Source organism: Pelagerythrobacter aerophilus (assembly GCF_003581645.1).
Lineage (GTDB): Bacteria > Pseudomonadota > Alphaproteobacteria > Sphingomonadales > Sphingomonadaceae > Pelagerythrobacter > Pelagerythrobacter aerophilus.
In genome coordinates this window covers 791004-802746 of the sequence record NZ_QXFK01000019.1, presented here as the reverse complement: position 1 = coordinate 802746, position 11743 = coordinate 791004, and the positions used below count along the sequence as shown (strand labels likewise).

10 protein-coding genes are annotated in these 11743 nt (G+C 65.1%); 4 read left to right on the top strand and 6 right to left on the bottom strand.

Annotation, left to right across the window (positions count from 1 at the left end):
* Position 1: 1 nt before the first annotated feature.
* The 3 genes from D2V04_RS17675 (at position 2) to D2V04_RS17665 (ending at position 3145) form a co-directional block, all read left to right on the top strand.
* Positions 2–748, top strand: a complete 747-nt coding sequence (locus D2V04_RS17675) for an electron transfer flavoprotein subunit beta/FixA family protein (protein ID WP_119512998.1) — start codon at positions 2–4, stop codon at positions 746–748.
* Between the two features lie 109 nt (positions 749–857).
* Positions 858–1787 carry an electron transfer flavoprotein subunit alpha/FixB family protein gene (locus tag D2V04_RS17670; protein ID WP_119514873.1) on the top strand — a complete coding sequence of 310 codons (930 nt, stop codon included), beginning with the start codon at positions 858–860 and terminating at the stop codon, positions 1785–1787.
* 2 nt (positions 1788–1789) lie between these two features.
* The gene (locus tag D2V04_RS17665; protein WP_119511591.1) at positions 1790–3145 is read left to right on the top strand and encodes an amidohydrolase family protein; all 1356 of its coding nucleotides are present in this window, start codon (positions 1790–1792) and stop codon (positions 3143–3145) included.
* 21 nt (positions 3146–3166) lie between these two features.
* Here the strand turns inward: D2V04_RS17665 and D2V04_RS17660 are convergent, their stop codons facing one another.
* From D2V04_RS17660 to D2V04_RS17635, 6 genes are all read right to left on the bottom strand, one after another.
* Positions 3167–4375, bottom strand: coding sequence for a DUF445 domain-containing protein (locus tag D2V04_RS17660; protein WP_119511707.1), 1209 nt, complete (start codon positions 4373–4375; stop codon positions 3167–3169).
* 77 nt (positions 4376–4452) lie between these two features.
* Complete coding sequence (locus D2V04_RS17655; RefSeq protein ID WP_119511592.1) at positions 4453–7965, bottom strand: efflux RND transporter permease subunit; 3513 nt, start codon at positions 7963–7965, stop codon at positions 4453–4455.
* Between the two features lie 4 nt (positions 7966–7969).
* Positions 7970–9169 (bottom strand): efflux RND transporter periplasmic adaptor subunit, encoded by a 1200-nt coding sequence (locus D2V04_RS17650; protein WP_119511593.1) that lies wholly within the window; start codon positions 9167–9169, stop codon positions 7970–7972.
* A 209-nt stretch (positions 9170–9378) separates the two neighbouring features.
* Complete coding sequence (locus D2V04_RS17645; RefSeq protein WP_119511594.1) at positions 9379–9645, bottom strand: GlsB/YeaQ/YmgE family stress response membrane protein; 267 nt, start codon at positions 9643–9645, stop codon at positions 9379–9381.
* Positions 9646–9798: 153 nt separating this feature from the next.
* Positions 9799–10098 (bottom strand): CtrA inhibitor SciP, encoded by a 300-nt coding sequence (gene sciP / locus D2V04_RS17640; RefSeq protein ID WP_119511595.1) that lies wholly within the window; start codon positions 10096–10098, stop codon positions 9799–9801.
* Complete coding sequence (locus D2V04_RS17635) at positions 10095–10400, bottom strand: hypothetical protein (protein WP_119511596.1); 306 nt, start codon at positions 10398–10400, stop codon at positions 10095–10097. Before D2V04_RS17635 ends, sciP begins: the two co-directional genes overlap by 4 nt.
* A 120-nt stretch (positions 10401–10520) precedes the next feature.
* Between D2V04_RS17635 and mnmA the strand changes: the two genes are divergently transcribed.
* Positions 10521–11678 (top strand): tRNA 2-thiouridine(34) synthase MnmA, encoded by a 1158-nt coding sequence (gene mnmA, locus D2V04_RS17630; RefSeq protein ID WP_182849616.1) that lies wholly within the window; start codon positions 10521–10523, stop codon positions 11676–11678.
* The last annotated feature ends 65 nt before the right edge of the window (positions 11679–11743 follow it).

Below are 11743 nucleotides of genomic sequence, written 5' to 3'. Positions count from 1 at the left end.
CATGAAGATCCTCGTGCCCGTGAAACGGGTGATCGACTACAACGTGAAGCCTCGGGTGAAGGCGGACGGTACGGGTGTCGATCTTGCGAACGTCAAGATGAGCATGAACCCGTTCGACGAGATCGCGGTCGAGGAAGCGCTGCGAATCAAGGAAGCCGGCAAGGCCGAGGAAGTGGTCGCGGTTTCGATCGGTCCGGCCAAGGCCCAGGAAACGCTGCGCACCGCGCTCGCGATGGGCGCCGACCGTGCGATCCTGGTCCAGACCGATGACGAGGTCGAGCCGTTGGCGGTCGCCAAGATCCTCAAGGCGATCTACGAGGCGGAGCAGCCAGGCCTGGTGATCCTGGGCAAGCAGGCGATCGACGACGATTCGAACCAGACCGGCCAGATGCTGGCCGCGCTGACCGGCCGGCCGCAGGGCACCTTCGCCAACGACGTCGAGATCGACGGCGAGAGCGTCACCGTGAAGCGCGAGATCGACGGCGGCCTCGAGACAGTCAAGCTCACGCTTCCGGCGATCGTCACCACCGACCTGCGCCTGAACGAGCCGCGCTATGCTTCGCTGCCGAACATCATGAAGGCGAAGCAGAAGCCGCTCGATACCAAAAGCCCCGCCGATTACGGCGTCGACACTGCGCCGCGTCTCAAGACGACCAATGTCTCCGAACCGCCGGTGCGGCAGGCGGGTGTGAAGGTCGCCGACGTCGACGAGCTGGTCGCCAAGATCAAGGCGCTTGGGATCGCTTGAGCTTAGCAGGTCTGCTCCCGTTCGCCCCGGATCCTGAGCCACGCCGAAGGATCGAAGGGCCGCTCACCACCTCGAGCGCTGCGGGACAACGGAATTTAGGGAAGAGACGATGAAAACGCTGGTTCTGGTCGAACACGACAACGCTTCGGTAAAGGACGCAACGCTGTCCGCGGTCACCGCCGCCGCCAAGCTCGGCGAAGTGCACCTGCTGGTTGCCGGCAGCGGCTGCAGCGCGGCGGCCGAGGCGGCCGCGAAGATCGAAGGGGTGGGCAAGGTCCACGTCGCCGACGATCCCGCCTACGAGCACCAGCTGGCCGAGAACGTCGCGCCGCTCGCGGCCGAGCTGATGAAGGACCACGACGCCTTTCTCGCTCCTGCCACGACCACCGGCAAGAACATCGCCCCGCGCGTTGCCGCATTGCTCGACGTGATGCAGATCTCCGACATCCTGTCGATCGAGGGGGAGAAGACCTTCACTCGTCCGATCTATGCCGGCAACGCGATCGCGACGGTCGAATCGAGCGATCCCAAGCTGGTCATCACCGTGCGCGGCACGGCTTTCGACAAGGCCGGCGCCGAAGGCGGTTCGGGCACGGTCGAGGCGGTCTCCGGCGCCGGCGATGCGGGAATCTCGAGCTTCGTCGGCCAGGAGCTCGCCAAGAGCGAGCGTCCCGAGCTGACCAGCGCCAAGGTGATCGTCTCGGGCGGCCGCGCGCTCAAGGACGCAGCGACCTTCGAGGAATATATCATGCCGCTCGCCGACAAGCTCGGCGCGGGCGTGGGTGCGAGCCGCGCGGCGGTCGATGCGGGCTATGTCCCCAACGACTACCAGGTCGGCCAGACGGGCAAGATCGTCGCACCGGAAGTCTATATCGCGATCGGCATCTCCGGCGCGATCCAGCACCTCGCCGGGATGAAGGACTCCAAGACCATCATCGCCATCAACAAGGATGAGGACGCGCCGATCTTCCAGGTCGCGGACATTGGCCTGGTCGCCGACCTCTTCAAGGTGGTGCCGGAGCTGACCGAGAAACTGTAGATATGCGCAAGCTGGCGCGTCTCACACTCGCGGTACTGGCAACCCTGACTGCCAGCGCCGTGACGGCCGAACCCGCGCCAGCCACCGCTTTCACGCATGCCAATGTGGTCCCGATGGATAGCGAGCGCGTGCTCGCTGACCAGACGATCGTGGTTCGCGACGGCGTGATCGCGCAAATCGGCAAGGATGTCTCCGTTCCGGCCGACGCCACCGTCATCGACGCACGGGGCAAGTGGCTCTCGCCCGGCCTCGCCGACATGCACGTCCATTCGGAGGCGCCTGACGAGCTGGCGATCTATCTGGTCAATGGCGTCACCACCGTACTCAACATGGGCGGCGCGCGGCAGAATCTGGCTGGCCGGACCGCAGCCCGCGCCAATAGCGGGAAAATCGCAGCGCCGCACGTATACACGAGCTGGCTGGTTGATGGCACGGCCGACTACAACGGCCTGGTATTAGACACGCCCGAGCAAGCAAGCGCCTTTCCCGCGCTGGCGAAGGCGCAAGGCTATGATTTCATAAAGGTCTATGTCGGCCTGACACCCCCCGTCTATGCCGCACTGGCCCAGGCAGCCGAGCGCGCCGAGATGCCCATTATCGGTCACGGCGTGTACGCGGTTCGGATCGACAGCCAATTCGCCCAGGGCCAAGCGATGATCGCGCATCTGGAGGAATTCTTCTATTCCTACCTGTTTCCGCCCGGGCAGGGCGGAGGCGAGGATGTGCCGCCCGAGTCGCGGATCGCCGATGCGGTTGCACTCGCGAAACAGTACGATGCCACGGTCACCGCTGATCCGCTGACATATCGCACCATCGCCCTGCTCGCCAGCCATCCGGAACGCGGCCCGACCATCTTCCGCAGGCCCGAGTTCGACCTGTTGCCGCAGCGTCGTCAATTGCAATGGCTGTCGAGCGACTATTTCGCCAAGACCGCCAAATTGCTCCCACGCGCCGATTTCGAGCGACGGCTGGTCAAGGCGTTTGCCGATGGCGGTGTACGGCTGATCCTGGGGACCGACGCGCCGACCATCCCCGGCCTATTTCCCGGGGTTTCGGCGCATGACCAGCTCGATGAGCTGCTGGCCGCGGGCCTAACGCCCTATCAGGCACTGATGACCGCAACCGGAGCCGCGGGCGATTTCATCGCCAAGACCAAGGGCGGGACACCGTTCGGCCGCGTCTTGGCCGGTCAGCGAGCGGACCTCATCCTCTCCAACGCCAATCCGCTGGAAAATCCCGCGACGCTGCGTGAGCCGGCAGGTGTCATGGCAGCCGGCAAATGGTATGACGCAGACGATCTGGCGAAACTGCAGGGCACGGTCGCGAAGCACTACGGTTCGGCGCGCGAAACCCGCTGACACAGCGTCGAGCGCCCCGCTCTAAAGCAACGCGCTCACCCCATGGATCGTCACGCCCACCAGCCCGCCAACCAACGTGCCGTTGATGCGGATGAACTGCAGGTCGCGGCCGACGGCGTTTTCGAGGCGATCGGTGATCGTGCGCGCGTCCCAGCGGCGGACGGTTTCAGAAACGAGCTGGACGATCTGCCCGCCGTAACGGGTCGCGATGCCGACGGCGGTGCGGCGGGCGAAGCGGTTGACCTGCGGCTGCAGGCGCGGATCGTCGCGTAAGGCTGCACCGAGTTCCGCCAAGGTACCGCCCAGCCATCCATCCATTGTCGAGTCAGGATCGCGGGCCATGGCGATCAGGCCGGTGCGCATCCGTTCCCACACGCCCTGCCACCAGTTCGCGACCGCCGGATTGTCGAGCAGCTCGCGCTTCATCCGCTCGACCTTGGCACGAGTTTCGGGATCGTGGACCAGGTCGTGCGCGACTTTCTCCAGCCCCTCCTCGATCTTGCCGCGGAGTGGATGCTCCGGATCGACCAGCACTTCGGCGAGCAGGCGGTAAAGTCCGTCGAGAACCGAGTTCGCCAGACGTTCGTCTAGGCCGGTCCAGCGCAGCAGCGCATTAGCGCGCTCGTGGATCATCGCGCGGACCATTTCCTCGTTGTCTTCCAGCGTCAGACCCGCCCAGCGGATGATGCTGTCGATCAGCGGCAAGTGCCGCTTGTCGGCGATTGCCGCGCTAAGCATCTGTCCGAGCAGCGGGGCGGCTTCCAGCTTGTCGAGCTGGCGCTTGAGGCCGCTGCGCACCTGACCGCCGAGCCGTTCCTGATCGAGCGACTCAAGCGCGCCGGCGAACAGTTCGGCGGCACCTGCGCCAATCCGCGACTGCGCGCCGCCACCCGGCTTGACGAGAAAGTCGCCGACCGCCCGCGCGAGGTTCATCGCCTGCATCCGGCGCGCAACAACGGCGGGCGTGAGGAAGTTGTCGCGCAGGAACTGCGCCATCGTATCGGCGATACGATCCTTGTTTTCGGGAATGATCGCGGTGTGCGGGATCGGCAGGCCGAGCGGATGGCGGAACAGCGCCGTCACCGCGAACCAGTCCGCCAGCCCGCCGACCATCGCGGCCTCGGCGAACGCGTGCACGTAACCCCAGGCAGGATGCACGCCAAGATATTGGTGCGAGAACAGGAACACCCCCGCCATCGCCACGAGCATGGCCGTGGCGGTCATGCGCATGCGGCGCGCACGGTCGGGCGGGAGCGGAGCGCGCCTCATGGAGAGGAAACGCGCGGGTCGCGGCGGAGTTTCGCCGCTCACTCCGCGGGGTAGGGCCCCGGGGGCGGGCGCCGCGTTGCGGGGACCGGCTCCCCGTCCGGTCCGGGCTCCGGCGGCGGAGCGGGAGCGCGGCTCTCGTCGCCCGGACGGTAAGTGAGCAAGCGGCCACGCAGCCAGGGACCAAGTCGCTTTTCCAGGCCATCGGCGAGGCTGAACCCAGCCGGCACGATCAACAGCGTGAGGAGGGTGGACATGATGAGGCCGCCGATGACCACGGTGCCCATCGGTGCCCGCCAAGCGCCGTCGCCCGAGAGCGACAGCGAGACCGGGACCATTCCCGCCGTCATCGCGACCGTGGTCATCACGATCGGCTGCGCACGCTTGTGCCCCGCATCCATGATGGCGTCGAGCTTGCGCACGCCCTTGTCCATCTCCTCGATCGCGAAGTCGATCAGCAGGATCGAGTTCTTCGAGACGATGCCGAGCAGCAGCAGAATGCCGATATAGACCGGCATCGACTGCGGCTGACCGACCAGCCAGACTAGGAAAATGCCGCCCAGCGGTGCGAGTGCGAGCGAGGTCATGTTGACCAGCGGGCTCATCACCCGCTTGTAGAGCAGAACGAGCACCGCGAAGACCAGCAGGATGCCGGACATGATCGCGATCAGGAGGCTCGTCATCATTTCCTGCTGCCACTCGTCCTCGCCCACGAGGTCGCGGATCACGCCCTGCGGCAGGTCCTTCAGGATCGGCAGTTCGTTGATCTGTGCGTCGGCCTCGCCCTTCACCACCCCTTGCGCGAGGTCCGCGCCGATCAGCACGCGGCGGTTCTGGTTGTAGCGCTGGATCGTGGTCGGGCCGGAGCCGAAGCTGATATCGGCGACCCGGGACAGCGGCACCGTTCCGCCAGTGCGGGTGGGTACAGGCAGGTTCTCGATCGTCGTCAGGTTCTCGCGCGATTGCTCGGGCAGCTTGACCCGGATCGGGATCTGCCGGTCCGACAGGGAGAACTTGGCGGCGTTCTGTTCGATTTCGCCGAGGGTCGCGATCCGGATCGCCTGGCTCATCGCGGCGGTCGTCACGCCTAGCTCGGCGGCGAGATCGGCGCGCGGCTCGATGATGATCTCCGGCCGGTTGATATCGGCGCTGATGCGCGGCGCAACGAGTGTGTCGAGCGCTTTCATCTGTTCGACGAGCGTGGCGGCGGTCTCCTCCAGCAACTCCGGATCGGAACCTGCGAGCATCACAGTCACATCGCGCCCGCTGCCGAAACCGCCGGATTGCGACTGGAAACGCACCCGCGCATCAGGAATCTGCGCCAGCCGGGGCGCGAGCGCGCGTTCGAATTCAACCGATGTCCGCTCGCGATCGGGCTTGAGTGTGATGTAGATCGACGCATTGCCCACGCGCACGCGCTCGAGCGCGCGCAGCACCTCGGGCTCCTGATAGAGAATTTCCGCGACGTCATCCGCAACCCGCTCGGTGGTCTCTAGCGTGGTGCCGGGCACCATCTCGATCTCGACCTGACTGTTGTCGCTGTTGATGTTCGGCTGAAACTGGGGCGGAACGTTCATGAACAGCAGAATAGTGAGGATCAGCGCGAAATAGCCGGTCATCATCATCCACACACGGTGGTCGTAGAAGCGGGCCTCCAGCCAGCGCCAGGTGTCGTGGATGCCGCCGCCGATCATCCGCCAGGGAAGGCCTATCAGCTTGAGCAAGCCCCACCCGGCGCCGAACCCGATCGCCACGACCAGCAAGAGCTCGAGGGTCTCGATCAGCTTGAGGACGAGGAAATGGAAGATCCCTTCCCCACTAGCGAACAGGGCGCCTGCAACCGTTTCGGGTATGCTGATCGCCTGCAGCGCGTTGTACGCCCCGAAAACGACGGCGAACGGCACTACGATGAGCAACAGGACCGTTGCCAAGAACCCCAGTCCATAGAGGAAACGATTGCGCGGCCCCGCGAGCCCTTCGCGGCGCGCATGCATCTTTCCGCGATTGAGCGACCACGCGAGGACGCCCATGTAGCGGTCCATCATCGGCCCTTCGCCGTGTGCGGCATGCCCCTTGGCCTTGAGGAAGTAGGCCGCGAGCATCGGCGTGATCATGCGCGCGACGGCCAGCGACATCAGCACCGCGATCACCACGGTGATGCCGAAGTTCTTGAAGAACTGACCGGAAATACCGGGCATGAGCCCGACCGGCAGGAACACGGCGACAATGCAGAAGCTGGTCGCGACCACCGGCAGGCCGATCTCATCCGCGGCGTCGATCGATGCCTGATAGGCCGATTTGCCCATGCGCATGTGGCGCACGATGTTCTCGATCTCGACGATCGCGTCGTCGACCAGCACGCCTGCCACAAGTCCCAGCGCGAGCAACGAGAGCGAGTTCAGGTTGAACCCGAGCAGGTCCATGAACCAGAACGTCGGGATAGCCGAAAGCGGGATCGCGATCGCCGAGATCACCGTGGCCCGCCAGTCGCGCAGGAAGAAGAAGACGACGACGACCGCAAGAATGGCGCCTTCGATCATCGCCGCCATCGAGCTTTCGTACTGCTCTTCGGTATACTGGACGGTGTTGAACAACGGGATGAAGCGCACGCCGGGATTCTCGGCCTCGATCTTCTCGATCTCCTCCTTCGCCGCTTCGAAGACGGTGACGTCGGATGCGCCCTTGGCGCGCGACATCGCGAAGTTCACCACTTCCTTGTCGCGCACCTTGCTGATCGAGGTCCGCTCGCTATAGCCGTCGCGCACCGTGGCGACATCGGCCAGCTTGACGGTCCTTCCGTCGCCGAGCTGAATCTGCCGCTGCGACAGTTCGTAGGCGGTCTCGGTGCTGCCGAGGACGCGGACCGACTGGCGCGTACCGCCGACTTCGGTGTTGCCGCCCGCCGCGTCGAGATTGGTCTGCCGCAGCACATTGTTGATCTGGCTGGCGGTGACGCCGAACGCCTGCATCCGCTCGAGATCGATGATGACCTCTATCTCGCGGTCGACACCCGCGAAACGGTTTACCTCGGCCATGCCTTCGATCGAGAGCAGCCTTTTCGCCACCGTATCGTCAATGAACCAGCTCAGCTGCTCGATCGTCATATCGTCGGCTTCGACGGCGAAGATGCCGAGGAAGCCGCCCGAGATCTCCTCTTTGGTTATGCGCGGCTCGATGATCCCGTCGGGAAGACTGCCGCGGATCTGGTCGACCGCGTTCTTGACTTCGGCGACTGCATCGTTCGGATCGGTCCCGATCTCGAACTCGATGAAAGTGCTCGAACTGCCTTCGCTGGCAGTCGAGTTGATAGACTTCACCCCATTGATCGATCGGACCGCCGATTCCACGCGTTGCGTGATCTGGTTCTCGATCTCTGTCGGCGCGGCACCGGGCTGGGATATCGAAACGTTGACCGCCGGGAACTCGATCTCCGGGTTGTTGACCACATCCATCCGCGCGAACGACATCAGCCCGGCCAGCAGCAGCGCCGTGAAGAAGACGAGCGGAATGACCGGGTTGCGGATCGACCAGGCGGAGATGTTGCGGAAATTCATGCGCTCAATTCCCGTCCGCGGTTACCTTGCGAGGCGAAACGGTTTCGCCCGCGGTCAGGAACCCGCCGGCGCGCAGGACGACCTGCTCGGCGCCCGTAAGGCCCTCGGCGATCGCAATGCCCCGGCTGGTCACCAGGCCGATGCGGACGCCGCGCCGCTGCGCCTTGTTCTCATCGTCGATAACGAAGACATAGCTGCCCTCGTCGTCCGACAGGACTGCCGATTCGGGCAGCAACGGCGCTACGACGTTCCCGCCGCCAATGGTCGCGCTGGCGAAGCCACCCGGACGCAGCTCACGCGCGTAAGGCAGGGCGATGCGCGCGGTGCCCTGGCGGTTCGTCTCGTCTATGGTCGGCGAGAGCTGCCAGACCTGGCCGGTAAAGCGCTTGTCGGTTCCCACCGGTGTGACGGTGGCCGGGACGCCGACCGTCAGCTTGGCGAGATCGGATTCGCTTACTTTCGCAAGCATCTCCATCTCGCCGCCCTTGGCGATGGTGAACAGCGGTTCGCCGCCGCCCGCAACGGTCTGCCCAGGCTCGACGTTGCGGTCCAGCACCAGGCCGGAGGCCGGCGCATAGATGTTGAGCCGCGCGGTGCGTTCCTGAAGCTCGCGGAGCTGTGCGCGGGCGACCTGAACCCGGGCGCGGGCCGCGTCGCGGGTGGCGGTCAGCCGATCGACGTCGGCCTGCGAAATGAACCCGCGGTCGACCAGTTGGAGCGCACGGTCGAGATCGGCCTGCGCGAGATCGGCGTCGGCCTCGGCCACGGCAATATTGGCGCGCGCGGATGCGATCTGCTGCGTTTGCACGGAACTGTCGATGACCACGAGAACCTGGCCCTGGTTGACCCAGTCGCCGGCATCGACCGGCACGGAGACGACACGGCCACCCTCGCCCACGGAGCCCACCGGCAGAGGCCTGCGCGCGGCGAGCGTCCCGCTCGCCTCGATCTGGCCTTCGATCGTGGTCGTGCCCGGCGTAATCACCGATATGACCGGCAACTGCGACTGGTCTTCGCCGGCGGCGACGTTCGCACCGTTGCCCCCGCGGGTGACGAAGAACGCAATCCCGGCCAGCACGATCAGCGCGATCACGCCGATTATGATCAGCCGGCGCCGCCGCGTGGCACGTACGTTCATTTCCCCATCGAGATCGGCGGGATAGCCTTCGGCTCTGTCGGCCGTGACGGTCGTTTCGTAGTTCATCGCGTTCTCAGCCTTCCGGAACCGGGCAGTGTATTACCCCTATAACTCACTGCTGGCAATAGCCGGTCGCCATTAAACCGCTGCGCGAAGCGCGACAATCCGCAGTTCGACGGGGGGCGTATGCGCCCGACGAATGACCACGAAATGCGAAAGGGCGGGGACGGCTTTCGCCGCACCCGCCCTTGCATGTGTTCAGGAGATCGCGGCGCTTAGCGAACGCGGCCGCGCTGAACCAGGTTCACGATAGCTAGCAGCACGATGGCACCGACGAGGGCGATGATGAGGCCGGTCAGCGAAAACTCCTGCACGCTTCCCTCGACACCAAACAGGGGTCCTGCGAGCGCATTGCCGATCAGCGAGCCGATACAGCCAACCACTACGTTCCAGAAGATGCCCATCGACGCGTCGCGGTTCATCACCAGGCTCGCCAGCCAGCCGGCAACGCCGCCGACGATGATTGCGATAATCCATCCCATTCGGAAATCCTCCTGTTTATGCAGTGCCCGGCTCAAACGAAGCGCAAGGCATTGCGGTTCCCGGCATTTTCCATACCGCGGCAGGAGGATACGACAAATGTGGGTCGAGAGCTAGGCCGGGCGCATACCTCGCGCTGGAGCGGAGCGGGCGGATCAGTACTTCAACTGCCGCTCGTAGAGGTCGCGGTAGTGCTGAATCCGGGTGACGCGCAGGCCCTGCATGCCCGACCGGTCGACCGCCCGCTGCCAGGATGCGAACTCCTCCAGCGTCAGGGAATAGCGATCGAGCACTTCATCGATGGTCAGCAGGCCGCCATTGACCGCGGCAACGACTTCCGCCTTGCGGCGAACGACCCAGCGCTTCGTATTGCGCGGCGGCAGATCCTCGAGCGTGAGCGGCTCTCCGAGCGGGCCGATCACCTGGGCGGGGCGGAATTTCTGGTTCTCGATCATCGTATCTCTCGGTCGCCGGCCCACCGCGCTCTCTGCGGCGGCAAGATCTTGCCGCCCGGATCTTTGCCATGGGTTAAATTATTAAGGTTAACGAGGCGTTGCTTTTGGCGCCCCGCATCTCCTGCACGCTCGCCGAATCGCTCGAAGTTGCCCACCGGATGATCGCCTGCGGCCGTCATTGCGTGGCGCACTTCGTCCGCGGCGGCCAGCCGCATGACGATTTCCTCCCAGCAGGGTACGCGCAATGCGCTGCCTTCGGCCGGCCGGCCGGCCACAGCGGGTATGATGGTGCCTTCGAACATGGACTCGCCTTACGCCCGAGATCGTCAACGTGAGGTAAAGCCGACCATCATTTGTCGCCGAGAATTCATCCGCGCGGCTGCGGCTTTATGGATTGGCCGCGGACGTGTATGGGCCCGCGCATGAACGCACCCGCCACCTTTGCGCGTGAAATGGATCGTGCCGCGCTGTTCGACTTGCCGCGCCCCGCGCAGGAAAGCCGGATCGTCGTGGCTATGTCCGGCGGGGTCGACTCTTCGGTCGTCGCCGCCCTTGCATCGGCGAGCGGCGCGGAAACCATCGGCGTCACGCTCCAGCTCTACGATTATGGTGCCGCCACCGGTCGCAAGGGCGCGTGCTGCGCGGGCGACGACATCGCCGACGCGCGCGCCGTGGCCGACCGGCTCGGTATCGCGCACTACGTGTTCGATCACGAGAGCGCGTTCCGCGAAGAGGTGGTCGAGACGTTCGCCGACGATTACCTCGCCGGGCGCACGCCGGTTCCATGCATCCGCTGCAATATGGGGCCGAAGTTCACCGATCTCTTCCGCATGGCGCGCGAGCTCGGAGCGGACTGTCTGGCCACCGGGCACTACGTGCGGCGGATCGCCGGCGCCGAGAGCCCCGAACTCCACCGCGCGCTCGATCCGGCCCGCGACCAGTCGTATTTTCTCTATGCGACGACCGAGGAACAGCTCGACTTCCTGCGCTTCCCGCTGGGCGGCCTGCCGAAAAGCGAGGTGCGCCGCCTCGCCGAAGCCGCCGGCTTGCGCAACGCGGCCAAGCCCGACAGCCAGGACATCTGCTTCGTGCCCGACGGCGACTATGCCAGGATCGTCAAGACGCTGCGTCCCGAAGGCGGCGAGCCCGGTCCGATCGTCCATACTGCCACCGGCGAGACGCTTGGCACGCACAGGGGCATCGTTCACTACACCGTCGGGCAGCGCAAAGGCCTCGAGATCGGCGGTCAGGCAGAACCGCTCTACGTCGTTGGAATCGATGCGGAAAGCCGCACCGTCAGGGTCGGTCCCCGGCACATGCTGGCAGTCACCGCCGCCCGACTGATCGAAACCAACCGCATCGGCCCGCTGCCGCAGACACCGCTAACGGCCAAGGTCCGCTCGCTCGCCAAGCCCGTCCCGATCACGATCGACGGACCACTCGGGGGCGGCGCATCCTGCACGATCCGCTTCGCCAACCCAGAATACGGCGTCGCCCCGGGCCAAGCCGCCGTGATCTACGCCAGCGAACGCGTCGTGGGCGGCGGATGGATCGATTCCACTGAAGGCGCTGTTCCCTAGCGCTGATTGGCTGAGGTCAAGAATCTCGAGTTGTTTAATCTCGGGAATTTTCGATCCACTAGCAC

Coding starts and splice junctions, on each gene's coding strand:
- D2V04_RS17675 (WP_119512998.1), top strand. CDS start 2: ATGAAGATCCTCGTGCCCGTGAAACGGGTGATCGACTACAACGTGAAG.
- D2V04_RS17670 (WP_119514873.1), top strand. CDS start 858: ATGAAAACGCTGGTTCTGGTCGAACACGACAACGCTTCGGTAAAGGAC.
- D2V04_RS17665 (WP_119511591.1), top strand. CDS start 1,790: ATGCGCAAGCTGGCGCGTCTCACACTCGCGGTACTGGCAACCCTGACT.
- D2V04_RS17660 (WP_119511707.1), bottom strand. CDS start 4,375: ATGCGCATGACCGCCACGGCCATGCTCGTGGCGATGGCGGGGGTGTTC.
- D2V04_RS17655 (WP_119511592.1), bottom strand. CDS start 7,965: ATGAATTTCCGCAACATCTCCGCCTGGTCGATCCGCAACCCGGTCATT.
- D2V04_RS17650 (WP_119511593.1), bottom strand. CDS start 9,169: ATGAACTACGAAACGACCGTCACGGCCGACAGAGCCGAAGGCTATCCC.
- D2V04_RS17645 (WP_119511594.1), bottom strand. CDS start 9,645: ATGGGATGGATTATCGCAATCATCGTCGGCGGCGTTGCCGGCTGGCTG.
- sciP (WP_119511595.1), bottom strand. CDS start 10,098: ATGATCGAGAACCAGAAATTCCGCCCCGCCCAGGTGATCGGCCCGCTC.
- D2V04_RS17635 (WP_119511596.1), bottom strand. CDS start 10,400: ATGTTCGAAGGCACCATCATACCCGCTGTGGCCGGCCGGCCGGCCGAA.
- mnmA (WP_182849616.1), top strand. CDS start 10,521: ATGAACGCACCCGCCACCTTTGCGCGTGAAATGGATCGTGCCGCGCTG.